The sequence below is a fragment of the Micromonospora sp. MGP-C2 genome, assembly GCF_057766525.1.
In genome coordinates this window covers 5,691,516-5,714,489 of sequence record NZ_JBYMEN010000002.1, presented here as the reverse complement: position 1 = coordinate 5,714,489, position 22,974 = coordinate 5,691,516, and the positions used below count along the sequence as shown (strand labels likewise).

20 protein-coding genes and 3 pseudogenes are annotated in these 22,974 nt (G+C 71.0%); 8 read left to right on the top strand and 15 right to left on the bottom strand.

Annotated elements, in window-relative coordinates; translation table 11 throughout:
• Positions 1–22 precede the first annotated feature (22 nt).
• From rlmN to AC3CF1_RS26335, 7 genes are all read right to left on the bottom strand, one after another.
• Positions 23–1,180: a dual-specificity RNA methyltransferase RlmN gene (gene rlmN, locus AC3CF1_RS26365; protein WP_488451503.1), complete on the bottom strand. Its 1,158-nt coding sequence runs from the start codon at positions 1,178–1,180 to the stop codon at positions 23–25.
• A 103-nt stretch (positions 1,181–1,283) separates the two neighbouring features.
• On the bottom strand, positions 1,284–2,564 hold the full coding sequence (locus AC3CF1_RS26360) for a phosphatidate cytidylyltransferase (RefSeq protein ID WP_354981148.1): 1,281 nt from the start codon (positions 2,562–2,564) through the stop codon (positions 1,284–1,286).
• Positions 2,565–2,956: 392 nt separating this feature from the next.
• Positions 2,957–3,514 carry a ribosome recycling factor gene (gene frr, locus AC3CF1_RS26355; protein ID WP_488451502.1) on the bottom strand — a complete coding sequence of 186 codons (558 nt, stop codon included), beginning with the start codon at positions 3,512–3,514 and terminating at the stop codon, positions 2,957–2,959.
• Between the two features lie 83 nt (positions 3,515–3,597).
• Entirely contained in the window at positions 3,598–4,365 is a 768-nt protein-coding gene (gene pyrH / locus AC3CF1_RS26350) for a UMP kinase (protein ID WP_088946657.1), read from the bottom strand.
• 161 nt (positions 4,366–4,526) lie between these two features.
• Positions 4,527–5,354: a translation elongation factor Ts gene (gene tsf / locus AC3CF1_RS26345; protein ID WP_088946656.1), complete on the bottom strand. Its 828-nt coding sequence runs from the start codon at positions 5,352–5,354 to the stop codon at positions 4,527–4,529.
• 133 nt (positions 5,355–5,487) lie between these two features.
• Entirely contained in the window at positions 5,488–6,393 is a 906-nt protein-coding gene (rpsB, locus tag AC3CF1_RS26340) for a 30S ribosomal protein S2 (protein ID WP_179782555.1), read from the bottom strand.
• 391 nt (positions 6,394–6,784) lie between these two features.
• A complete protein-coding gene (locus AC3CF1_RS26335) occupies positions 6,785–7,855 on the bottom strand; it encodes a hypothetical protein (protein WP_435794741.1) in 1,071 nt (356 codons plus the stop codon).
• 196 nt (positions 7,856–8,051) lie between these two features.
• Here AC3CF1_RS26335 and AC3CF1_RS26330 point away from each other — a divergent pair, with 196 nt between their 5' ends.
• The 5 genes and pseudogenes from AC3CF1_RS26330 to AC3CF1_RS26310 all read left to right on the top strand — a co-directional run bounded on the left by AC3CF1_RS26330 (position 8,052) and on the right by AC3CF1_RS26310 (position 11,670).
• Positions 8,052–8,411 carry a YraN family protein gene (locus AC3CF1_RS26330; RefSeq protein WP_099851219.1) on the top strand — a complete coding sequence of 120 codons (360 nt, stop codon included), beginning with the start codon at positions 8,052–8,054 and terminating at the stop codon, positions 8,409–8,411.
• 32 nt (positions 8,412–8,443) lie between these two features.
• A pseudogene (locus AC3CF1_RS26325) lies at positions 8,444–9,415 on the top strand (YifB family Mg chelatase-like AAA ATPase); the annotation flags it as partial.
• Complete coding sequence (locus tag AC3CF1_RS26320) at positions 9,384–10,901, top strand: recombinase family protein (protein WP_488451501.1); 1,518 nt, start codon at positions 9,384–9,386, stop codon at positions 10,899–10,901. The pseudogene AC3CF1_RS26325 and the gene AC3CF1_RS26320, both read left to right, overlap by 32 nt.
• A gap of 356 nt (positions 10,902–11,257) precedes the next feature.
• Positions 11,258–11,347 (top strand): annotated as a pseudogene (gene thyX / locus AC3CF1_RS26315) (FAD-dependent thymidylate synthase); the annotation flags it as partial.
• A gap of 182 nt (positions 11,348–11,529) precedes the next feature.
• Positions 11,530–11,670, top strand: coding sequence for a hypothetical protein (locus AC3CF1_RS26310; protein WP_488451500.1), 141 nt, complete (start codon positions 11,530–11,532; stop codon positions 11,668–11,670).
• 430 nt (positions 11,671–12,100) lie between these two features.
• Here AC3CF1_RS26310 and AC3CF1_RS26305 read toward each other — a convergent pair whose 3' ends face one another.
• The 8 genes from AC3CF1_RS26305 to AC3CF1_RS26270 all read right to left on the bottom strand — a co-directional run bounded on the left by AC3CF1_RS26305 (position 12,101) and on the right by AC3CF1_RS26270 (position 19,631).
• Positions 12,101–12,949: a hypothetical protein gene (locus tag AC3CF1_RS26305; protein WP_488451499.1), complete on the bottom strand. Its 849-nt coding sequence runs from the start codon at positions 12,947–12,949 to the stop codon at positions 12,101–12,103.
• Positions 12,950–13,056: 107 nt separating this feature from the next.
• A complete protein-coding gene (locus tag AC3CF1_RS26300) occupies positions 13,057–13,350 on the bottom strand; it encodes a hypothetical protein (protein ID WP_488451498.1) in 294 nt (97 codons plus the stop codon).
• 177 nt (positions 13,351–13,527) lie between these two features.
• On the bottom strand, positions 13,528–14,400 hold the full coding sequence (locus AC3CF1_RS26295; protein WP_488451497.1) for a hypothetical protein: 873 nt from the start codon (positions 14,398–14,400) through the stop codon (positions 13,528–13,530).
• 358 nt (positions 14,401–14,758) lie between these two features.
• The gene (locus AC3CF1_RS26290) at positions 14,759–15,190 is read right to left on the bottom strand and encodes a hypothetical protein (RefSeq protein ID WP_488451496.1); all 432 of its coding nucleotides are present in this window, start codon (positions 15,188–15,190) and stop codon (positions 14,759–14,761) included.
• 1,288 nt (positions 15,191–16,478) lie between these two features.
• Positions 16,479–18,215, bottom strand: coding sequence for a type IV secretory system conjugative DNA transfer family protein (locus AC3CF1_RS26285; protein WP_488451495.1), 1,737 nt, complete (start codon positions 18,213–18,215; stop codon positions 16,479–16,481).
• Positions 18,212–18,883 carry a DUF2637 domain-containing protein gene (locus AC3CF1_RS26280; protein WP_488451494.1) on the bottom strand — a complete coding sequence of 224 codons (672 nt, stop codon included), beginning with the start codon at positions 18,881–18,883 and terminating at the stop codon, positions 18,212–18,214. The genes AC3CF1_RS26285 and AC3CF1_RS26280 overlap by 4 nt, the downstream gene beginning before the upstream one ends.
• On the bottom strand, positions 18,880–19,071 hold the full coding sequence (locus AC3CF1_RS26275; protein WP_488451493.1) for a hypothetical protein: 192 nt from the start codon (positions 19,069–19,071) through the stop codon (positions 18,880–18,882). The genes AC3CF1_RS26280 and AC3CF1_RS26275 overlap by 4 nt, the downstream gene beginning before the upstream one ends.
• Positions 19,068–19,631: a helix-turn-helix domain-containing protein gene (locus AC3CF1_RS26270; RefSeq protein WP_488451492.1), complete on the bottom strand. Its 564-nt coding sequence runs from the start codon at positions 19,629–19,631 to the stop codon at positions 19,068–19,070. Before AC3CF1_RS26270 ends, AC3CF1_RS26275 begins: the two co-directional genes overlap by 4 nt.
• Before the next feature lie 39 nt (positions 19,632–19,670).
• Between AC3CF1_RS26270 and AC3CF1_RS26265 the strand changes: the two are divergent.
• The 3 genes and pseudogenes from AC3CF1_RS26265 to AC3CF1_RS26255 form a co-directional block, all read left to right on the top strand.
• A pseudogene (locus AC3CF1_RS26265) lies at positions 19,671–20,369 on the top strand (ATP-binding protein); the annotation flags it as partial.
• Positions 20,366–21,577: a DNA-processing protein DprA gene (locus tag AC3CF1_RS26260; protein ID WP_354981150.1), complete on the top strand. Its 1,212-nt coding sequence runs from the start codon at positions 20,366–20,368 to the stop codon at positions 21,575–21,577. The pseudogene AC3CF1_RS26265 and the gene AC3CF1_RS26260, both read left to right, overlap by 4 nt.
• A gap of 295 nt (positions 21,578–21,872) precedes the next feature.
• Complete coding sequence (locus tag AC3CF1_RS26255; protein WP_354981151.1) at positions 21,873–22,931, top strand: tyrosine recombinase XerC; 1,059 nt, start codon at positions 21,873–21,875, stop codon at positions 22,929–22,931.
• Positions 22,932–22,974 lie beyond the last annotated feature (43 nt).

Below are 22,974 nucleotides of genomic sequence, written 5' to 3'. Positions count from 1 at the left end.
TGGTCTCGTTCGCCACGCCCGGTCACGCCGGTGCCTCTCCGGCGCGGTCGGTGAAGGTGTCGTTGTCCTCGGCGGCGGCGAGCTGACCACACGCGCCGTCGATCTCGCGACCTCGGGTGTCCCGTACGGTGGTGGACACCCCGGCATCGCGCAACCGCCGGACGAACTCCCGCTCAACCGGCTTCGGGCTCGCGTCCCAGCGGCTGCCCGGCGTCGGATTGAGTGGAATGAGGTTCACGTGGGTCAACTTGCCGGCCAGCAGCCGCCCAAGGAGGTCGGCTCGCCACGGCTGGTCGTTCACGTCCTTGATCATCGCGTACTCGATCGACACGCGACGGCCCGTCCGGGCGGCGTAGTCCCACGCTGCGTCCAGCACCTCGGCTACCTTCCAGCGCTGGTTCACCGGCACGAGTTCGTCGCGCAGATCATCATCGGGCGCGTGCAACGACAGCGCAAGGGTCACTGAGAGGTCTTCGCTGGCCAGTCGGCGGATGGCCGGAACCAGGCCGACCGTGGAAACGGTGATGTGCCGCTGGGACAGGCCGAGCCCCTCCGGAGCAGGGCTGACCAGGCGACGGATCGCACCGATCACACGGTTGTAGTTGGCCAACGGCTCACCCATGCCCATGAACACGACACGCGACAGCCGCGGCGGGGAGCCGACCACCGCGCCGGAGGCCGCCACGCCGGCCATGTACACGGCCTGGTCGACGATCTCGGCGGTGGACAGGTTGCGGGTCAGCCCGGCCTGGCCGGTCGCGCAGAACGGGCAGGCCATCCCGCAGCCCGCCTGGCTGGAGATGCAGACGGTCACCCGGTCCGGATAGCCCATCAGCACGCTCTCCACCAGAGCGCCGTCGTGCAGCCGCCAGAGCGCCTTACGGGTCGCGCCGTCGTCACACGCCAGCTCGCGCACCGGGGTGAGCAGGGTGGGCATGAGCTGCTCGGACAGCCGCTCCCGGGTCGCCGCGGGCAGATCGGTCATGGCCTGCGGGTCGCGGACCAGCCGCCCGAAGTAGTGATTCGAGACCTGCTTGGCGCGGAACGCGGGCTCACCCAACTCGGTGACCAGCGCCTGGCGGCCGGCCAGGTCCAGGTCGGCGAGGTGCTTCGGCGGCATGGAGGCTCGGCGCGCGGCGGTGGCGCCCGAGATGGCGGGGATCAACGGCAGGCTCGTCATGGCTGGTCTAGTGTGTCACGCCGTCGGCGGCAGGTGCCGGTGCGGAGGTGTCGAACGGGCGGCGACCGCCGCAGCCAGATGACCGGAACGCCGTGATCATGCCTCAGTTCACCACCGGCACGAAGACGGCCAGCAGCAGGTAGGCCGTCGGCACCGCGAACAGGATCGAGTCCAGCCGGTCCATCAGACCGCCATGGCCGGGCAGCAGGTTGCTCATGTCCTTCACGCCGAGATCCCGCTTGATCATCGACTCGGCCAGGTCGCCGAGGACCGCCGCGCAGGAGACGGCCACCCCGAACACCGCACCCCACCAGGGGGCCACCTCGAACATCAGCCACAACAGCAGCGCACTGCCCAGGGCCGCCGCCGTGACCGAGCCGGCGAAGCCCTCCCAGGACTTCTTCGGGCTGATCGACGGGGCCATCGGGTGTCGCCCGAAGGAGACGCCGGCCGCGTACCCACCGGTGTCGGAGAGGACCACCGCGATCAGCGTGGCCAGGATGCGCAGTGGGCCGTCGTCGGGGGCCGCTGCGAGCAACGCCGCGAACCCGGCGAGGAACGGCACGTAGACCGCGATCAGGGTGGCGGCGGTGAGATCCCGTTGGAAGCCGGCCGGCCCGTCACCCAGCCGCCAGATCATGGTGCCCAGCACGGTGACCAGCAGCCCCAGACTGAGCGCGTCCGGGCCGGCGAACCAGGCCAGGCCCACGGTCAGCACGCCACCGGCGATCAGCGGCACCAACGGCGGGTGCGCGCCGCTGCGTCGGACCGCCCGGGCCATCTCCCACATGCCGACGGCGACGGCACCGGCGAGCACCAGCAGGAACGCCAACGGGTAGACCACCAGCGGCACCACGATCAACGCGCCGAGGCCGAGCCCCACGCCGATCGCCGCCGGCAGGTTGCGGCCGGCACGCCCGGTGCCCAACTGCTGGGTGGCCGGTCGATCGACACTGGCCCGGCGTCGGCCCTTCGTCCGCCGACCGGACGGCGGCTCCGGCTCGATCACCGGCTCCGGGTCCGGTGCGATCTCGGCCCCGATGGGCGCGAGCTGCGCGGTCGGGTAACCGGCGTCGTCGTCGTAGCGGACCGGTCCGTCGAATGGTTGCGGGCCGTCGTAACGGCCGGGCTCGTCGTCCTCGCGAGGGTCGCGGTCGTCGAAACGGTCCCGGTCGTCCGGGCGGACGGCCCGGCCGCGCTCGTCGTACGGGTTCGGGTCCGCGTACGGCCGGGTGTGCGGGTCGGCGTACAGCTCAGGGCCGGCCGTGGGACGGCGGCTCCACTGGCCGGCCTCCAGGTCCTGCTCGGGCCACGGCAGTGCCACCGGGCGCTCGGCGCGGTCCCAGCCGCGAGGCTCGCTGCCGTAGGGGTCGGGGTGGGACATCACGCACCGCGACGAGGCGCGAGAACCACCACATGACGCAAGACCACAAGCATCCCCTACACGCGCGATGTTCCTCCGATTGACCGCCCCGACGGTCGGTCGATTCCCGGTGTTCACCGCCCGGTGGCCGGGAATCCTGCCGAGCCTACTGCACCCGCCGGATCGGCACGGCGGACGAGGCACGGCGATCGACATCGCCAGTGGCCGGCGGGCCGTCGCCGAGCGATACCCACCCATCCGGTACGCAGACCGCAGTCATGATCCGACTCGTCTCCCGCACGATCCGGGAAGAGCCTCAGGACCGTCCGGCTTCCCCGCTCACGTACGACACGAGGCCCGGCCCCGGTGGGGGTCGGGCCTCGGCGCATCTCACCCGAGCGACGGGCGGACGGTCACACCTCGAGCAGTTCGGTTTCCTTGTGCTTGACCAGGTCGTCGATGCTGGCGACGTAGCGCTGGGTCAGGTCGTCGAGTTCCTTCTCGGCGCGGCGACCGTCGTCCTCGCCGGCCTCACCGTCCTTGACGATCCGGTCCAGCTCTTCCTTGCCACGGCGGCGGACGTTGCGGATCGCCACCTTGGCCTCCTCGCCCTTGTGCCGGGCCACCTTGATCATGTCGCGGCGGCGCTCCTCGGTCATCTGCGGGAGCAGGATGCGCAACTGGTTGCCCTCGTTGTTCGGGTTCACCCCAAGGTCCGAGTCGCGGATCGCCTTCTCTATCGCATTGATCTGCGAGTTGTCGTACGGCTTGATGATGGCCATCCGCGGCTCGGGCACCGCGATGGACGCCATCTGGGTCAGCGGCGTGGGCGTGCCGTAGTAGTCGATGATGACCTTGGAGAACATGGCGGCGTTGGCGCGACCGGTACGGATGGCGCCGAACTCCTCCTTGGCGTGCTCAACCGCACGCTCCATCTTTTCCTCGGCCTCGAGGAGGGTGTCGTCGATCACCGGTCTCCTCGCCTCCTTCTGTGCTCGTGGTGGGCTCTGCTGAAAGTCGTCAGGACCGCCGCTGCCGTCGCCGTCGGCGGGGCTCAGGCGGTGATCAGGGTGCCGATCTTGTCGCCACCCACAGCGCGGATGATGGTGTCGTCACCCTGCGCGCCGAAGACCAGCATCGGCAGGCCGTTCTCCATGCAGAGGCTGAACGCCGCCGCGTCGGCCACCCGCAGGTTGCGGCGCAGCGCCTCGGAGAAGGTGATCGAGTCGAGCTTGCTGGCGGTGGGGTCGATCCGCGGGTCGGCGGTGTAGACGCCGTCCACGCCGTTCTTGCTCATCAGCACCACGTCGGCCCGGATCTCCAGAGCCCGCTGGGCGGCCACCGTGTCGGTGGAGAAGTACGGCATCCCGGCACCGGCGCCGAAGATGACCACACGGCCCTTCTCCAGGTGCCGGATCGCCCGCAGGGGGATGTACGGCTCGGCGACCTGAGCCATCGTGATGGCGCTCTGCACCCGCGTCTCGATGCCTTCCTTCTCCAGGAAGTCCTGCAACGCGAGGCAGTTCATCACGGTGCCGAGCATGCCCATGTAGTCGGCGCGGGCCCGGTCCATCCCGCGCTTCTGCAGCTCCGCGCCGCGGAAGAAGTTGCCGCCGCCGACCACCACGGAGACCTGCACGCCGCGACGGACCACGGTGGCGATCTGCCGGGCGATGGCCTGGACGACGTCCGGGTCGACGCCGATCGCGCCGCCGCCGAACACCTCACCGGAGAGCTTCAGCACCACCCGGCGGGCGCGTCCCGGCGGCGGTGCCGTCGGATCGTCCACCGCCAGCGTCCGGTCACTCACAACCTGCGTCATCCGCCCCGCCCTTCCCCACGCGCACGCCCCGTGCGGCGCGTACCGCGAACCTGCCGCTGCCGACCCTATGTGACAAGGAGGCCGCGGTGCCTGTCACGTACACCGGCGGCCTCCTCGTCGACGTCTTCTGCCCACGGGCGCCCACGGCGCCCGGTGACGGCTCAGGCCTGGCCGACCTCGAACCGCACGAAGCGGGTGACCTCGATGCCAGCCTCGGCCAGCAACTGCTTCACCGACTTCTTGTTGTCAGCGACGGACGACTGCTCGATCAGGACGTAGTCCTTGAAGAACGAGTTCACCCGACCCTCGATGATCTTCGGCAGGGCCGCCTCGGGCTTGTTCTCCTCGCGGGCGGTCTGCTCGGCGATGCGCCGCTCGGACTCGACGACCTCAGCCGGAACCTCGTCCCGGGTCAGGTACTTCGGCCGCATCGCGGCGATCTGCATGGCCACACCACGGGCGTCGGCGTCGCCAGCCTCGTCGGTCTTACCGGTGTACGACACCAGCACACCAACGGCCGGCGGCAGGTCCTGGGCCTTGCGGTGCAGGTAGACGGCGGTGGTGCCCTCGACCCGGGCGAACCGGTTGAGCACCAGCTTCTCGCCGATCTTGGCCGACTGCTCCTGGATCAGGTCCGCGACGACCTTGCCGTCGAGCTCGGTGGCGAGCAGCTCCTCGGCGGTGTTCACGCCGGCGCGCTCGCCGTGCTCGACCAGCTGCTGGGCCAGCGCGATGAACGACTCGGTCTTGGCGACGAAGTCGGTCTCGCAGTTGAGCTCGAGCAGCGCCTTGCCGGAGTGGGCGACCAGGCCGTTGGCGGCCGTACGACCGGCCCGCTTGCCGACGTCCTTGGCGCCCTTGACGCGCAGGATCTCGATGGCCTTGTCGAAGTCGCCCTCGGCCTCGGTCAGCGCCTTCTTGCTGTCCATCATGCCGGCGCCGGTGAGGTCGCGGAGCTTCTTGACGTCCGCGGCGGTGATTTGGGACATGGCTCTCTCTTCGGTGTTGAGACGGCGTGTGGATGGTCAGAGGTGACGGTTACCCGGATCCGGGCGGATCGTGCCCGGCGTACCGTCGCTGCCCGCCGTTCGCGAAAACGGACGGCGGGCAGCGACGGTGCGATCACTCCGCGGTGGCTGCCGCCGGCTGCTCGGTGGCGGCCTGCGCCGGCTGCTCCGGGGTGGCGGCGGGCTGCTCGGCGGCAGCAGCGGCGGGCTGCTCGGCCGGGGCGGCCGACTCGTCGGCCTTCTTCGGCTCCAGCAGCTCGCGCTCCCACTCGGTCAGCGGCTCGTCGCTCGCGACACCCTCGGGCTTCTCGTCGTTGCCCCGGCGACGGCCGGAACGTGCGATCAGACCATCCGCGACGGCAGCGGCGACGACCTTGGTCAGCAGCTCCGCCGAGCGGATCGCGTCGTCGTTGCCCGGGATCGGGAAGTCGACCTCGTCCGGGTCACAGTTGGTGTCCAGCACCGCGATCACCGGGATGCCCAGCTTGCGGGCCTCGTCGACGGCGATGTGCTCCTTCTTGGTGTCGACGATCCAGACCGCGGCGGGAAGCTTCTGCATGTCCCGCAGACCACCGAGGGTGCGGGTCAGCTTGATCTTCTCGCGGGAGAGCTGCAGGGTCTCCTTCTTGGTGTAACCGGCGGCGGTGCCGCTGAGGTCACCCAGGCCCTCCAGCTCCTTCATCCGCTGGAGCCGCTTGTACACCGTCTGGAAGTTGGTCAGCATGCCACCGAGCCAGCGGTGGTTGACGTACGGCTGGCCGACCCGGGTCGCCTGCTCGGCAATCGCCTCCTGGGCCTGCTTCTTGGTGCCGACGAACAGGATGCTGCCACCCTCGGCGACGGTCCCACGCACGAACTCGTACGCCTTCTCGATGTACTCGAGGGTCTGGCGCAGGTCGATGATGTAGATGCCGTTGCGCTCGGTCATGATGAAGCGCTTCATCTTCGGGTTCCAGCGCCGGGTCTGGTGCCCGAAGTGGACACCGCTCTCCAGCAGCTGGCGCATGGTCACGACGGCCATGGTTGGGGTACTCCTCAAGATCCCTGGTTGTCACGCCCGGCCGGTGGCCGGGCGTCCTGGCGCCTGGTCGCCGACCCATGGTGGACCCGATCAAGATCGGGACCAGGGAGGCCGTCGCTCCACGACGATTCGTGAAGAGGGCGCGCGAGGTCGACCGCACGAGGCGGTCGCCAGTTGGCCAGTGTACGCCCCTCGCCCGTTCAGCCGCCCCGGGGTGCGAAGTGCGCGGGTTGCGCGGCGGGCGCACGGCGGGGCGGCGCGTTCGGCGATGATCGACTCGGTTTCCTGGAAACCGCGGCTTCGCGCCCATCCGGACACCGCGACTTCCTGAAAGCCGAGTCGATCAAGACGCGGCAGGCAGCGCCACGCACAGCTGGCGGCGCTCGACGGGTCAGCCGACAGCGAGCGCGGCCGCGAGGAAGAGCACCAGCCCGACCGTCAGGTAGGCCGTGGGCGGGCGGAGCCACCCCCGACCACCGTCGGAGAGCGCCAGACCGCCGGTCCGGAGCCCGTAGAGCCCGGTCGCGAAGATCGGCAGCCCGGCGACCAGGGCGATACCCACCACCACGTTCCCGGCGTCCACCGGGTCGCCGGTCACGCCCGCCAGCAGCACCCGCAGCGCGGGGACTTCGAAGATCAACACCAGCAGAGCGAAGAGTACGGCCAGCACCGGCCGGCGGGTCCGGTAGACGCCGTCAGCCACCGGGGGGTACGTCGACGGCTCCGTCGCGGGCAGGTCCGGGCGGGGACCGATCCCCGGCATCGGGCCGGTCGGCATCTCCAGCGGGTGTGGCGTGTCACCGCCCCGGCTCGGCTCGATGATCGGGTAGCCAGCCAGCGGGGCGGGACGCACCTGGTCGGCGAGCGCGGCAGCGGACGTGTCGGACGCCGGCAGGGCGTCCCTGGTGGCCTCCGGCAGGCCGGTGGTCAGCGGTGAACCAAGCCCGGTCGACTCGCGGGCGGCCCGTCGACCGGGCAGCTCACCGGAGACCTCCGACGGGTCCCGGTCAGCCCTCCGCGAGCGGGTCGCCCGGTAACCGTCCGCTTCCGATCGTGCATCGCTCAACGGGTCAACCGCACCGAACCGTCCCGATTCGGGCTCACCCGCGCCGAACCGACCAGGCGGGGCTTCCACGGCACCGAAGCGGCCCGAGTCCGGTTCGGGGGCGCCGAACCGGCCCGCGTCCACCGCGCTCAGCCGACCCGAGTCCGACTCAGGCGTACCGAAGCGGCCGCTCGCATCGACGGCGCCGAAGCGACCGGAGTCCGGCTCCCGGCGGCGGCCGACGCCGGTGTCCTCGACGGAGCGACCCTCGTCGGGGCCGCGCTGCTCGGGAACCTCCGTGTCCCCGTACCGCGATTCGCCCGTGCCGCGCCACTCCGACTCGCCGTAACCGCGACCCCGCTCATCGGGGTACCAGCGCGACTCCTGATCTTCCGGAAAGCTCCGTCGTCCGTCCACGTCAGGCACCGTATGCGACCGGCAGCCCGCGCGCCATCCGGCCCCAGCTCAGCGACAATGCAGGCGCAACCTGTCCAGGATGTCGTCGTAGCACATCGGGGCATGATCGTCCGGTTGTCCACAGGACACCCGTCGTCCACAGCTGGGCCGTCACCGGGGTCGCGAAACGCGCCCTCTGGCGGGCACCGTGCCGGCCATGACGAATCGGAACCAGGCGGTCGGCGCGTACGGCGAGCGGTGTGCCGCCCGGCACCTGACCGAGGCAGGGCTGCGCCCGATCGCCCGAAACTGGCGTTGCGCGGCCGGGGAGATCGACATCATCGCCTGGGACGGGCCAGTGCTCGCCTTCTGCGAGGTGAAGACCCGCCGGGGCGACAACTTCGGCACCCCGGCCGAGGCGGTCGTGCCGGCCAAGGCCCGCCGGCTGCGAGGGCTCGCCGCCCGTTGGCTGACCGAGACCGGCACGACCGCCGAGGAGGTGCGTTTCGACGTGCTGTCGGTGCGGCTGCCCGACGCCGGCCCGGCGCAGGTCGACCACCTCAAGGGCGCGTTCTGACATGCGCGCTCCCAAGGATCGGTGACGGCGCCATGAGCTACGCCAAGGTGCTCTCTGTGGGCCTGGTCGGGGTGACCGGTCACCTGGTCGAGGTGGAGGCCGACCTGGCCGCCGGCCTGCCGGCGGTGGTGATCTCCGGGTTACCGGACACCGCCCTGCACGAGGCCCGCGACCGCGTCCGCGCCGCCGTGGTCAACTCCGGCCAGCGCTGGCCCAACCGGCGGATCACCCTCAACCTGCTGCCCGCCACGCTGCCGAAGTTCGGCTCGGCCTTCGATCTCGCCATCGCCGCGGCGCTACTCGGCGGCTCCGGTGAACTGCCGCTGCTCCCCCTGGAGGGGGTCGTGGTCCTCGGCGAGTTGGGGCTCGACGGGACGGTCCGACCGGTGCGCGGCGTGCTCCCGATGGTCGCCGCCGCGGCCCAGGCCGGCGTCGGGCGGGTGATCGTGCCGGTCGGCAACGCCGCCGAGGCCGCGGTCATCCCGGGGGTACGGGTGCGAGCGGTGGACAACCTGCACCGGCTGGTCGCCTTCGTTCGCGACGGCACTCCGCTGATCGAGCCTCCGACGGCCGTACCGGCACCGCTGGACGACGGACTGGATCTCGCCGATGTCGCCGGGCAGCAGCTGGGCCGACGCGCGTTGGAGGTCGCCGCCGCCGGCGGGCACCACGTGGCCCTGCTCGGCCCTCCGGGTGCCGGCAAGACGATGCTGGCCGAACGACTGCCGTCGATCCTGCCCGAGCTGGACGACGACGCGGCGCTGGAGGTCACGGCGCTGCACTCGATTGCCGGGCTGCTGCCGCCGGGCGGCCGGTTGCTGCGTCGCCCGCCGTTCCAGGCGCCGCACCACACCGCGACAGTGCCGTCGCTGGTCGGTGGAGGCTCGGGGTTGGCCCGGCCCGGCGCGGTGTCGCTGGCACACCGCGGGGTGCTGTTCCTGGACGAAGCCAAGCAGAGACTAACACGCCTACGTGTACGCTCCGCGCGTGAGAGTTCTCGGGGTCATCCGCTTGTCGCGGGAGACGGAAGCAACGACCAGCCCGGCGCGGCAGCGGGAGACGGTCGAACGCTGGGCGAACGCCCATGGTCACACGATCGTCGGATGGGCCGAAGACCTGGGCGTGAGCGCCTCAGTCGATCCCTGGGAGCGGCCCGAGTTGGGGCCTTGGCTGCGCGGCGAGCGTGCGCCGTTCGACATCGTCGCCTCGTGGCGGACGGACCGCGTCGCGCGCCGCGTACTGCACTTCGCGCGGCTGCTCGACTGGACGCGGGAGACGGGCCGCACGCTCGTCTCGGTCACCGAGGGATTTGACCTCTCGACGCCGATGGGCCGCATGATGGCCCAGATGATCGCCATGCTCGCCGAGGGCGAACTCGAAGCGATCAAGGAACGCACGAAGGGCTCTTACGAGCACCTCACGAAGGTCGGACGTCACCGGGGCGGCTTCGTGCCGATGGGCTACCGGGCCGTGCCGAACCCAGACGGTGCCGGCTACGTGCTCGACGTCGACCAGGACGCGGCCGAGGTCATGCGCGACGTCGTCCGGCGCATCCTTGACGGGGCCTCGGTCAACTCGGTCGTCGCCGACCTCAACCGTCGCGGCGTGCCGACGTCGCTCGACGTCCAGCGGGCACGCGCCGGGAAAGAGCCGAAGGGCGCGCAATGGCGCGTCGGCAACCTCTCGAAGATGCTCCGCAGCGAGACGCTGCGCGGGTATCTCGTGACCGAAGACGGGCGACCGGTCGTCGACGACGCGGGTCGGCGCGTGCGCCGGGCAGAGCCGATCCTCACGGGCGACGAGTGGGCGGCGCTTCAGCGCGAGCTAGGCGACCGGGCGAAAAATCGGAAGCCGCGCCCCCGTGTAAACGGCGCTCTGCTGCTGCGGGTGGCGTACTGCGGCATCTGCGCCAATGACCGGCCGATGTACGTCTACCCGGGACGGTCACGGCGGTACTACCGCTGCGCGAGTAAGGCCGTCGGCGGTGTCGGATGCCACAACGGCGGCGCGTCGGCCGAGTGGTTAGAGGCGTACGTCGAGGCCGAGTTTCTGCGTCACCTCGGGCACTTCGAGGTTATGCGGCGGATATTCGTACCCGGGGAGTCGCACGCCGAGGAAATCGCGGAGACCGAGATAGCACTCGGTCGCCTCGTCGAGCGGCTCGAAGTGATCCCGTCGGGCGGCCCCGCCGAGCAAGCCGTCATCGCTCGGATGGCGGAGCACGAGCAGCACATTGCGGCGCTGCGGGAGATGCCCGAGACGCCTGACCGATGGGTCGACGAACCGACTGGCGAGACGTTCCGGGACGTCTGGGCGCGTGACCCTGAGGGGCGACGCGACTTGCTTCGCTCGGCAGGGGTGCGGGTCTACGTCGTGCGCGAGACCGGGCGGCGCGGCAACGACCCCGAGGTGCACTTCAAAATCGGCATCTTCGACGACCCAGAGGCGCAGCGCCTCGCCGAGATCGCGGCTGAGGAAGCGCTGCTCTAACCCGTTGGCGCGCCGTTTTGACGAGGGCGCGGGCGGAGCGCTCAGGCGCGGCAGCGAAGCTGGCCGGCATGGTGCGCCCTCACAGCCGACCTCGGCAGGGGCGGTAAGCAACCCGCTCTACCTGCGCGTCGTCGAGAAGATATACGAGCCGCAGTAGGTTCGGTACGGCCCCGACGTCACCGAGAGAGCGCCGGGCACCGTGCAACCCAAGCCTGGTCCTGAGCTGCGGGCGACGCGAAGCCGCGCGTAAACGCCTATCCCCTTAGGACGATCAACCGACGTCGTGGTCGAAGCCATTGGGCGCGCGTGGCTCGGTGTTGTCCATAGCTGGCAGTAGGGTCGCGGGTATGCCGGAGATGGTGCAGCCCCAGGTCAAGTTGATCGCGTGGACCCAGTTCGCGGCCCCGGACAACGTGCCGTGGTCGACCGACGCCGAGGACGGCCAGGACGCCGGCTAGTACGACGACGGCACCCGCGCCAACGGGTGCCGTCGTGAGCAGCACTCGCGCCAACGAGTGCAGATAACGAAGTCGCCAAGCCCTTCCGACAAGAAGAAACAAGGAGGCCCGTCTTGAGAAGAGTACGTCGTAACACGGATGAGGTTAAGAAGGATCCTGGAAACCGTGACGTGTCGCCCAGAGGTCTCTCGCTGCTGGTGGCGGCGCTTCTCGCTGGCTTCGTGGTCCTGGAGTACCCGAAAGCCGCAGCCCCGGCCCTCGTCGCCGTGGGGGTCCTCACGGTGCTGAATCAGCTCGTCGGACGCCGCTAGCGGCTGAGGAGGCCCTCGGTCGACCCGGACAGCTCCGGCGGCCGAGGGATTCTCATGCCCGACGTTGGCGGTGCGGCGATTCCCCGGCCCCGAGGGCTGTGACTCGCGCAAGAGTTCATCGCGGCGGGGGCCATGAACCTGCACAAGAAGTTCACCAACGAGCTCATCAACTACCGGCACTTCTTAGAGGGCGTGTTCGTTGAGTCGAAGCCCGCGAAATGGGTAACGCAAAGTGACTGTCGATGGGTCACTCGGAATCTTTGAACCTGGCCGACCAAAGAGACGCCTCTCCAGCGGTTCGGCGACCTGCACGTTTGGGACCCCGCCCCCAGGGGGTGGGGCCTCGACGATTACACAGAGTGAGCTGCGGCCTCACTGCCCGAGGTCGAGGGCGAGCAGTCGCGGTGACTGCCCGCCCCCGGCGGTGTGCTCAGCGGGAGATGCGCGAGACGAGCTGCACATGCGGGATCTCGCGCTCGGCACGAGACGCGAGCCGAGGCCGGGCAACGCCCCAGCCTGTACGCAGGGCGATAAGGCCCTGACGGCCAGCCTTTACAGCCTTGACCGCGCGAGCGGCATTAGCCCGCTTCGTGTCTCCCGACGACTCAGCAGCAGCGAGCGCGACCATGGTCGCCTGCTTGCGCAGGGCTTCGCGGTGCTCGGCGTCGTACCCAGCGCCGAGCAGGTAATCGTCCATCCACGCCCGGTCGGTCACGAGCGCACCGACGGCGTCGTCGCGAGCGGCGAGAGTGTTCAACAGACCGACCATTTCGGCCCTGTTCTTGATGCTGCCGAGCATCCGCGCAGCCCGAGCATCGGCGGCCTGCTTGTCGGCCTTGTCGACCTTCGGCATCGCCTCGGTCGTCGCGGTCGCCTCGGCGACCATGAGCGCAGTATCGGCCTCGTCGAGGGCCTCTCGCACGGCCTCGTCGGTCGCGGTCAGATTCTCGCCGTACTTCTTGACGCGGTAGCCCGGCCAGGTGACCTCGTCGGCGATGATCGCGTCGGCGGTGTCCATCGCGTCGCGGATGGCGTCGGCGGCGACGCCCATCGCGGCGTACGCGGTCGTGGCGCTCTCCCAGGACGAGTCCCGCGACCAGGGGGCCGCGATGAACTCGGCGCGGTACTTCTCCGTCATACCGACGATGCCACCGTCGGGCAGTTCATCCGGGCGCGGCTCACGCATCTGCGGCCCGGCATCGCGGCGCTCGACCATCGCGCGCGCCTGGGCGACACGGTCGGCGAGCGGCGCGGACGGGTCGACCTCGCGCGGCAGCATTTCGGGGCGGTCGCCGTTGGTCGGCGGGGCATAGTTACTGGTCATTGTGGGCGTTTCCTTTCAGGGGCGGTCCGGCACGCCGGGCGGGCGGCCGAGGGCAGTGCGGGTTAAGCGGCAGGGCGATATCGGCGGATCAGTCGCGACGTCAACCGCACGCCACGGCCGGGGTCGACGCTGCGACGGAAGTCGACGCGGTACGTGTCGGCGAGGTACGGCCGCAGCTTGTGCATGGCTGCCTCAAGGGCGTCGTCGTCGAGCGCGGCGGCAGGGTGATCGGCCGGCAACGACGCGCGGATGCGGCGCAGGAATGGCACGCGAGGGCGTCGATAGCTGCCCTCGCCCTCGGCGCAAAGCGTGGCGACGGCGACCGCGAGGGCGTCGTCAGGGGCGGGCGAGGTCATCGCGTGGTCTCTTTCCGGTCGGTCGGGCGGCGGGCGGGTTTGAACCGGGCCGAGGCGCGCCTCGTCGAGTCGTCCGACGGGCGCGGCCTCGGCGCGGGAGGACGGCCCGAGGGCGTGCTCGACCTCGTCGCGACCGCCAGGGACGACGAGGGGTATGGGATTGGTGCGTGAGACGCCTTACGCGGCGGCGAGCAGCTCGCGGCGCAGCGGGCGACGTGAGTCGAGCTGCACGACCGGGGCGAGGTCGGGCGCGGGCACGGCCCAGCAGCGCACGCCTCGGACCTTGCGCGGTTCGCCGAGCTGCTCGCGGGCGAGCGCGAGGAACGCGTGCTTACCGAGGCGCTCTGCGGCGGGCGTGGCTGCGGCGTAGCCGCTCCAGGCCTGCGGCACCTCGTGCCGACCGGGCGGGAGCGCGGCGATGAATTCGCCCGCTGCGGCGGCGGCCTGCTCGGCAGCAGTCGCCTTGGCTGCACGCCGGGCGGCGATCGTGTCGGTCCGCTTCGCGTTGGCGTCGGCGCTGCGCATCGATGCGCGCCAGATCACTTCGACATCGTCGGGCTCGCCTTCGTCTTCCATCGCGCAGAGCACGTTGTCGACGACGTGCGCGACCCACTTCGCGACCTTGCGTCGAGGGCGGCCCGAGCAGGCGTACGCGGCAAGGGCGCGCGTGTCGTTCACGGCCTGGGCGAGCAGGCTGGGCACGGCCGGCGGATCGGGCAGCGCGGCGAGTAGGTCGCACACCAGCGCGGCGAACTCCGCGCGGCTGATCGGGTCGGCAAAGTGCGGGTCATCGATGCGGCGCCGCACGATTCGGGCCTGCCCGAGGTCGTCGTCTTCGGCGAGAAAGAACGCGGGCAGGATCAGAGGCTCGACGAGGTAGGTCGAAACGGCGTTCGCGTCGAGCTGCGCGGTTTCGCGACCGCCGAGCAGATAGGAATAACCGGTGTCCACGTGCGGCCGTCGCGTGTAGAACTCGTGGGCGAGCGGTAGGAGCTGCTCGGCGAGGTCGGCGACGGCCCTGCTTGGTGGTCGTGGTTCGTCGGCGGTCATGCGCGTTCCTCATCGCCCAGGTCGGCAACGACCGCGCGCAGGCGCTGTAGCTCTTCGCGGCGTCGCTTGTAGTGCCCCATCACGCGGTGGCTACTCGTGCAGTACCGACGTCGAGGGTTCGCGTCGTCGGGAATCGGCGTCTCGCAGTATCCGCAGTGGTGCACGGCGGCACCTCCTTGTGTGTTTGCTATCGGTGAGAGATCCAAGAAAGGGCGGGGCCGGTCGCGACCCCGCAACAGGACGGCCGGCCCCGCACGCTCAACTCGGGCGGGGTCGCCTGACCGCAAGCAACCGGTCCGCCCGAGGAGCAGGAGAGAAAGCCCCTCCATATGTCAGTGATACGGCCACAGCCGGCGGCTCAGTAGTTCGCCGGGAAATCGTGTAGCGCGTCGGGGTGATTCTCAGCAATCCATTGCGCAGCAGGGTCGTTATCGCGACGGCCGGCGGTCCGTTCGCAGTATGCGTCAGGCACGAATCCGTGAGCGCCAAGGCTGAAAACTGCGATGCCTTCGCCGTGCACTTCTGCGGCGAGGTCGGCGACGTCGGGTAGCCAGTCGTCGACGGCGTGCCGCACCTCGACGCGGGGGCGAGCAGCGCGGCGGGCGGCGGCCTCGCGCACGTACTCGGGCACCTCGACCGGCGGCGCGGCGTCGCGCTCGCGGTAACGGCGCATGTCGTCGGTCTTCTGAGCGCGGCGGCACGCGGGATGGAAGCTCGGGCGGCGGCCTTTACCTGAGTAGGTAAGGCGTTCGCCGCAAACTGGGCATGGCTCGGGAAGCAGAGTTTCCATGGCGGTCTCGATTCGGGGGCGGGGGCCGGCGGTGCGGCCTCGTTTCTCAGGCACGCGGCGTCGCGCGTTTTCCGCAGCGCGGGGCGTGCCTATAGACGCTTGCGAACCGACCCCGTGCGATCTCGTCCTGTCGAATGGCGGTAGGCGCGGCGGCGACGCCCAGGGCGACCCGATGAGGGGGCAGTTTTGACGAAGTTACGTTCACACCGCCCCCTCTATAGATGTTAAAGGAGAGAGAGAAGAAGAAGCTTTAGCACCTATATAGAGAGCGGTTGCAACGTAACTTCGTCAAAAGTGCCCCCCACTGCTCGGCCCTTCCCCGCGCCGCTCACGGCGTCGCCCGCCTCGCCCGCGCCCAGGTCGACGAGCAGCTCACCGCAACGCAAAGAGCGCCCCGCCGGGCGGCCCTTGCGGGCTGCTCGACGAGGCGCTCTTCGGTCATGCTCGGCGGCCCGCCGTCGCGGGCCTGGGTATTGGTGGCTCCGAGTCGGTGTCGGTCACGGCGGGCACTCCTCGGGTCGTCGCTCTGGGGTCACTCTGCAAGTCGGCCCAGCGGTCCGTAGGTGTTCAGGCGGCGACGAGAAGTCCGTCAAGCCCGGAATGGTCCGTGACGCGCCGGGCACGCCGGCCGGCTTGACCGATCTCGCCGAAGGGCGGACCGTATGTAGTAGTTGCACGGCTGTAAGTCGCCTACAGGTTGGGTCCGAGTACCGGCCCCGCGCCTGTAGCGTCTCCACTGAGGACAAGGAGGTACGACGAGGGCGTTGCTCGGGTTCATGCCGGCCTGCCGGATAGATTGAAGATGCTCACACCTCCCACAGCACGTCCCCAGCGCGCGCGGGGACGACGGAAGGTCCGTAGTCCCCGGACCTTGGGAGGGTGGTAAGTGGGAAAACATCAGGCCCGTTTGTCGGGCCGTGGTCCGCGATTCAACGCCGACTGGTTGAGAAAAGCGGGCGACGCAACAGCAACCGCACTGAAGATCATCTACTACGTGGTGATGTTGGTCGTGATCCTGACCGACTCATCCGGGGGCGGGCCTACCTAACCCAACAGGTAGGTAGACCCATCTCCACCAGCATCAAGCCGTCGCCGAAGTTTCCACGCCCAGGCGGCGGCCTTCGTATCGCGCCGCCTCGTTGTAACGAGTTGTAACGAGGCGGACGATACGACGAGTGTAGGCCTAGACCTACACCGAGAGCGAGATATGTCCGCCACCGTGACGGAGATTTTCCTCGTCGGGTGGCTGATGGACCGGGGGTGGCACCGTCGCCGCCCCCGGTCTCCGCTACGAGATGCCCGCCCAGGCGGCGAGGTCGTCGCGGGCGTAGAGATCGGCGGTGCCTCGCTTGCCTCGCGGCGTCGGGACGGCCCCGACGCGCCGCTGAAGCCTCTTTTTCGCCGCGCCGTAGGACCACGGCACGACGCCCGCCTCGGCGGCCTCCCGCAGGGTCAGGAAGTCGGCGGCAGGGCTTGATAGGCCCTCGGCCTGCGATGTCTCCGGCGACCGGGGACAAGCGACGGCGCGGGCCTCGGCGGTGGTGAGGTAAGCGACCTGCGTCTCGGTCGCCTGCCCGCCGATCACGAGTTGCCAGCGGCCGAGGGTGCGCGAGGCGCGAGGCATGGCTGCCTCGGGCACGAGCATTTTCCACGCGTTGGACGTGTAGCGTGCGAGCAGGCGAACGCCGAAGTTTTCGCGGGCCTCGGGGCCGCCGATCGCCCGCGCGGTCAGCATCTGGGCGACCGCGAGCACATTGACTTTCGCGCTGCGGCCCATGAAAAGCAGATCGGCGAGCGCGGAGATGGCCGGCGACCGCTTCGGCTCGCCCCTCCCGCGCGCCTCGGCCCAGAAGTTCGCGAGCTGACCGATGGTCGCGTTCAATTCTTCGCAGATCACGAGCACGCGCGGCCCGCAATCCCAGTCGTCGGCCTCGTGCATCGCGAGCGTGTTCCGCTCGTCGGCGAGCACGGCCAGGCGCACGAGGGCCTCGTGCATCTGCTCGGGCCGCGAGCAGTAGTCGACACGGTCGAGGCCGATCGCCCAGCGGTGCGACCCCTTGCGGTCGAGGATGACGACGCGCCCACCTCGGGCGAGAACCTGCACCGCGAGCAGCTCGGCAAGCACGGATTTACCCGCGCCCGTTCCGGCCGATACAGCGATGTGAGGCGAGTCGTCGCGCAGGCTGATCGTGACGGGCTTGTCTCCCGCGCCGAGGCCGAGGAAAAACTCGTACTCAGCCAAGCGCGGCAGGTGCTCGACGACCTGGGCGAGACCGACTCGCGCCGGCGGACGCTTACGCACGGTCCACGTAGCGGTTACCCGCGGACCGACCATTGCCCAGGTCTCGACGAGGTCGGCCACGGGGATTTTGCTGCTGACGATCGACGAGACGAGCTGACGTTGCTCACGCGTGAGATATGGCGTCTCGGCGGTCAACTCGATACGTGGGCCGAGCTGCTCGCCGGGCCGGCGGAATACGTCGAGGCGCGACGTCATCGGCCGCGCGGCCCGTTGCACCGTCCAGGCGGCCCGCTGAGCGCGCTCAGGAAGCCACCGCACGACGGGCTCGACGTGCTCGCCGTACCACGCTCGCGCGGCGACCTCGGCGGGGCTGAGCGGCTTCGCGAGTCGGGGCGTGAGGTTGCCGAGGGTCGGGTCGACGTGCAAGCGCACGCCGGTCTGTAGACCGAGGGCCGGCGCGAGGGCGGCGAGGGTCGGCGTCACGTATTCGCGGTCGAATCGACGCATGGTGATGCGGCGCCGCACGCGATACGCGGCGACGGCGGCGACGGCGGCGACGCCCCCGCCGGTCTGCTCGGGCTGGGCGACGGCGAGGGCGGCGACGGCGGGCACGCCCAGGCGGACGAGCTGTCGTTGCCAGCCCGCGAGGCGGCCCGCGCCACGCTGCCGGTACGGGTGCCCGTCGCGGCCGTCGAGGGGGCGACCGGCGACGTACCGATAGGCGACGCGGGAGACGCTGTGACGGCGACGCAGACGACGGATGGCGCGCTCTAGCTCGGTCATGCCGACACCGCCACGAGACCGGGCGTCGCGACAGTCGGGCGCGGCCAGTGACGCTGCGCCGTACGGACACTGACGCCCAGGGCGGCGGCGACAGTGGCGGGCGTCGCGCCAGCAGCGGCGGCGGCGTCGCGGATAGCGTCGGCGGCCGATTGGCGCGCCGAGCGGACGTCGCGACCCGGGCGACGCTCGGGCGTCACCTCGACGGCCTGGGCGACGGGCTCGGGCGTCACCTCGGCGACCTGGGCGACGGGCTCGGGCGTCACCTCGGCGACCTGGGCGACGTCGGCGGCGGGCGTCGCGACGGGGCGGCCGACACGCGACAGCACCTCGACGGCGAGCAGCAGGGCGACAGCAGGGACGGCGGCGACGACACGCGCCCCGGCCGACGGCGCGGCGCTCGCGACGTTGGCAGCGAGCGACGCGACAACGCCGAACACGAACGCGACACGCGCCGACCAGCGCACGCGACGACGGTTCCGCTTGTCGTCGAGCATCGCCGTTGTCGCGACGACGAGCAGCCCGTCGATGGCGAACGGTAGGGCGTAGGCGACCTCGGGCCGCTCGCCGTAGCGCAGGGCGACGTGCGCGATGTGCGAGAAAGACGAGTAGCCGGCGACCAGGGCGACGAGGGCGGCCGACGCGCGAGCGGTAAAGGTCGTGAGGTTCATCGGGTCTCCTTCGCGATGGCGCGAACGGCGGCAGGGTTGAGGTCGTCACGACCGGCGGAACGGATAGCGGGGCCGGCCTCGTCGGCGTGGCGGTCGACGAGGCGACGGGCGACGGCGAACGGCGCGAGCATCGCGGCGGGGCCGCCCAGCAGGACGGCGGCGAGGGCGTAGGCGGCGGTCGTGGTCACGCGGCACCGCCGAGGCGCTCGCTGCGGCACGGGGCGCAGTGCGCGATGGACTGCCCGATGTGGCGCGGGCACCGCTCAGTGCCGGCGGCGGGCGGCAGGGCCGCGCCTCGACGCTCGGGGAACGGGTACGGCCTCGCCGAGGGGTTCGCGTTTTTGCTCTTAGGGATGAACCGACGCCAGTCACGCGCGGAGCGCGCTTCGGTCTTCTTGTGGGCTTCGGATGAACTTCGGGTGACGTCCTGCGTGTCGCCCCCGGCGGTCTCGATGTCGCCTCCGCGCGCCGTGGTGTCGCCCCCGACGGCCGTGGTGTCGCCCCCGCCGACGACGAGCCGATAGACCCGAGTCGCGATGTTCGCGACCTTGCGGACGACCAGGCGGCCGACCTCGACGAGGCGGCGCAGGGCGCGTTGCACGGTCCGCTCAGAGCAGCCGACGTAGTCGGCCACGGTGGCGACCGACGGCCACGCCTCGCCCTCGGCGTTGGAGTGCGCCACGATCGCGACGAGCACGAGACGCTCGGTCGGCTTGAGGTCGTGCGAGGCACGCAGCGCGTCTTTCACGGCAGCAGCGCCGCCCAGGTAACGCGTAAGCTCAGACATGGCGGAGGCCCTTTCTCCGTCGGCCCCGGTCGGTGTTCCAGCACTCGGCCGGGGCATCTTCATTTGTGGTGTGTCTTCGCCTCCCTCGACGAGGCCCCCGAGTTCAGCAAGGGCGCGTTGGAGGCCCTGCGCCAACCACTGGAAAACGGTCGCATCCAGCTGAGTCGCAGCGGGGGCGGCACCGTGTACCCGGCCCGGACCCAACTGGTGCTTGCCGCCAATCCGTGCCCGTGTGCGAAGCCGTCCGGCGACGCGCACTGCGAGTGCACAGCGCTGGTCCGCCGCCGCTACCTGGGCCGGCTCTCCGGGCCGCTGCTCGACCGGATCGACGTACAGGTTCGGCTGATGCCGGTGCGGGCGGCGGAGTTGCTGGCACCCGAGGGCGACACCGAGCCGTCGGCGACGGTCGCCGCCCGGGTGGCAACGGCCCGGCAGGCTGCGGCCACCCGCTGGGCCGGTCTCGGCCGGCGGGTGAACGCCGAGGTGGACGGCCCGCACCTGCGCCGACCGCCGTGGCGGCTGCCCGCCCGGGTCACCGCCGAACTGCGGGGCCGGCTCGACTCCGGCTCGCTGTCGGCGCGTGGCTTCGACCGGGTCATTCGGATGGCCTGGACCATCGCTGATCTGGACGGCCGGGATCGGCCGGACCTGGACGACGTGCGGGAAGCGATCCAACTCCGGACGGGAGAAGCGACATGAGCGCCGACGACGAACGGCGGCAGGCCCGGGTCGCCCTGACCTGGCTGGCCGAGCCGGGCACCCGCGCGGTGCACCGACTGGTCGAACGGCACGGCCCGGTGGCGACCCTGGACCTGCTGCTCGACGGCGGCAGCCCGGACGGTTGGCTGCACAGCACGGTGGCCGCCCGGACGGCGGCCGGCGACGCCCGGGCGGTGGCGGCCGAGGCGCTGGAGCGCGCGAACCGGCTCGGAGCACGCCTGGTCACGCCGGACGACGAGGAGTGGCCAGCCCAGGTCGCGGTCCTGGCCAACCTGCGCCTGCCGGATGTCACCCGCCGGGTGGACGTGGAGACCGCCCCGCCGCTCTGCTTCTGGGTACGCGGAAGTTGGCCGTTGGGCGAGGCCCTGGATCGTTCGGTGGCCGTGGTCGGGGCGCGGGCGGCCACCGGCTACGGGCAGCACGTCGCGACCGAGTTGGGTTACGGGCTCGCCGAGCGGGACTGGACGGTCGTGTCCGGTGGCGCGTTCGGCATCGACGCCGCCGCCCACCGGGGTGCCCTCAACGCCGGTGGCCTGACCGTCGCGGTGCTCGCCTGTGGGCTGGACCGGCCGTACCCGATGGGCAATGCCGCACTCTTCGACCGGATCGCCGACACCGGGTTGCTGGTCAGCGAGTGGCCGCCCGGTGCCGAACCCCTGCGGCCCCGGTTTCTGATCCGCAACCGGGTGATCGCCGCAGGCACCCGGGGCACCGTCCTGGTGGAGGCGTCGGCACGCAGTGGCGCGACGCAGACCGCGCGGCGAGCCATCCACACCAACCGGGTGGCCATGGTGGTGCCTGGGCCGGTGACCTCGGCGATGTCCGTCGGCGCGCACGAGTTCCTCCGCGAGTTCCCCAAGGCCCGGCTGGTCACCGGGTTGGCGCACGTCCTTGAGGAGGTGGGCCGGATCGGCGCGGACCTGGCTCCGTTGACGCGCGGCCCGCAACGGCCCGCCGACGCGCTCGACGACGACGCGCGGTCACTGCTGGAGGCGCTGCCGCGGCGAGGCGCGATGGGCGTGGACCGCCTCGCCGCCCGCGCGGGTGTCGACCTGCGGACCGCGTTGCGCAAGCTGTCTCTCCTGGAGGAGTTGTCCATGGTGGTTCGTCGCAACGGCGGTTACGCCCTCATCCCGCCCTCCCGACCGAAGCGCACGACGGCGGCGACGACATCCGGGTCGGCCTGAGGGCGCCAGCGCGGGGGCACCCAGATGTCGCTCCTACCGGTACGGTGCCCGGTCATGGGTGCTGTCAAGCCGTGGCACATCACGGTGCTGTGCTGTCTCTTCACGTCCGCCGTGCTCATTGCCGGCCTGGTGGTGGTGGTGATCAGGAGGTCCAACCGGCGATAGTCGAGGCCCGACGAACACCGGCACCGTGGGGGCCGGTGACCCTCGTCGCTCGGCCGTAGGCTGGTGCCGTGCCAGCTGCCAGTGGAGGTGCCGGGGCCGATGGACCGGTCCGCAAGTCGACGCGGCCACGATGAGCCGGCCGGACCGGGGCACCCGGGCCATGCACCATGCGCTACCGCCCGAGCTGCGTGACGCCGTCGACGACTTCGCCGAGCACCTGTCCCGGGTGCGTAACCGGTCGGCGCACACCGTCCGCGCGTACGTCACCGATCTTGTCTCGCTGCTCGACCACGCCGTCCGGATGGGCTGCGTCGACCTGGCCGAGCTGGACCTGTCGGTGCTGCGCAGCTGGCTGGCGAAGCAACGCACCACCGGCGCGGCCCGCACCTCGCTGGCCCGCCGGGCCGCGTCGGCACGGGCGTTCAGCGCATGGGCGCACCGGGCCGGGTTGCTCTCCGCCGACGTCGGTGCGGCACTGGCGAGCCCGCGTGCGCACCGCGAGCTGCCCAGCGTCCTACGCGCCGACCAGGCCGCCGCCCTGGTCGAGGCACCAGCACGGCAGGCACCGCCCGTTGACCCAGCTCCCACCGACCCGCCGGTGCGGTCGACGCCGTCCGTGAGCCCAGCTCCCACCGACCCATCTCCCGGGCCGGCACCGGGCGCGGCGCAGACGGCCGAGGCCGAGGCCGTGCCGCTGCGTGACCGGGTGCTGCTGGAGCTGCTCTACGCCACCGGTGTACGGGTCAGCGAGGCGTGCGGGTTGGACGTCGGGGACGTCGACCACGGCCGACGGGTGATCCGCGTGTTCGGCAAGGGCGGACGGGAGCGCGCGGTGCCGTACGGGGTGCCCGCACAGCGGGCGTTGGACGAATGGCTACGCCGGGGCCGTCCGGCGTTGGTGGGTGCCCGCTCCGGGGACGCGCTGCTGTTGGGTGCCAGGGGTGGCCGACTCAACCCGACGACGGCCCGTCAGATCGTCGGTGCGTACGCCGAGGCCGCCGGCCTGCCCCGGACGAGCCCGCACGGTCTGCGCCACTCGGCGGCCACCCACCTCCTGGAGGGCGGCGCGGACCTGCGGGCCGTGCAGGAGCTGCTCGGCCACGCGTCGTTGGCCAGCACGCAGATCTACACGCACGTTTCGGTGGAGCGGCTGCGTGCCGCCTACCGTCAGGCCCACCCGCGCGCCTGATCAAGGGCCGGAGGGCGGGGGCCCCGGCGGTTACGATCATCAC

Excerpts from the sequence above, each read along its gene's own strand:
- rlmN (WP_488451503.1), bottom strand. The coding sequence starts at position 1,180 with ATGACGAGCCTGCCGTTGATCCCCGCCATCTCGGGCGCCACCGCCGCG.
- AC3CF1_RS26360 (WP_354981148.1), bottom strand. The coding sequence starts at position 2,564 with ATGTCCCACCCCGACCCCTACGGCAGCGAGCCTCGCGGCTGGGACCGC.
- pyrH (WP_088946657.1), bottom strand. The coding sequence starts at position 4,365 with ATGACGCAGGTTGTGAGTGACCGGACGCTGGCGGTGGACGATCCGACG.
- tsf (WP_088946656.1), bottom strand. The coding sequence starts at position 5,354 with ATGTCCCAAATCACCGCCGCGGACGTCAAGAAGCTCCGCGACCTCACC.
- rpsB (WP_179782555.1), bottom strand. The coding sequence starts at position 6,393 with ATGGCCGTCGTGACCATGCGCCAGCTGCTGGAGAGCGGTGTCCACTTC.
- AC3CF1_RS26330 (WP_099851219.1), top strand. The coding sequence starts at position 8,052 with ATGACGAATCGGAACCAGGCGGTCGGCGCGTACGGCGAGCGGTGTGCC.
- AC3CF1_RS26305 (WP_488451499.1), bottom strand. The coding sequence starts at position 12,949 with ATGCTGCCGCGCGAGGTCGACCCGTCCGCGCCGCTCGCCGACCGTGTC.
- AC3CF1_RS26300 (WP_488451498.1), bottom strand. The coding sequence starts at position 13,350 with ATGACCTCGCCCGCCCCTGACGACGCCCTCGCGGTCGCCGTCGCCACG.
- AC3CF1_RS26295 (WP_488451497.1), bottom strand. The coding sequence starts at position 14,400 with ATGACCGCCGACGAACCACGACCACCAAGCAGGGCCGTCGCCGACCTC.
- AC3CF1_RS26290 (WP_488451496.1), bottom strand. The coding sequence starts at position 15,190 with ATGGAAACTCTGCTTCCCGAGCCATGCCCAGTTTGCGGCGAACGCCTT.
- AC3CF1_RS26285 (WP_488451495.1), bottom strand. The coding sequence starts at position 18,215 with ATGACCGAGCTAGAGCGCGCCATCCGTCGTCTGCGTCGCCGTCACAGC.
- AC3CF1_RS26280 (WP_488451494.1), bottom strand. The coding sequence starts at position 18,883 with ATGAACCTCACGACCTTTACCGCTCGCGCGTCGGCCGCCCTCGTCGCC.
- AC3CF1_RS26260 (WP_354981150.1), top strand. The coding sequence starts at position 20,366 with ATGAGCGCCGACGACGAACGGCGGCAGGCCCGGGTCGCCCTGACCTGG.
- AC3CF1_RS26255 (WP_354981151.1), top strand. The coding sequence starts at position 21,873 with ATGAGCCGGCCGGACCGGGGCACCCGGGCCATGCACCATGCGCTACCG.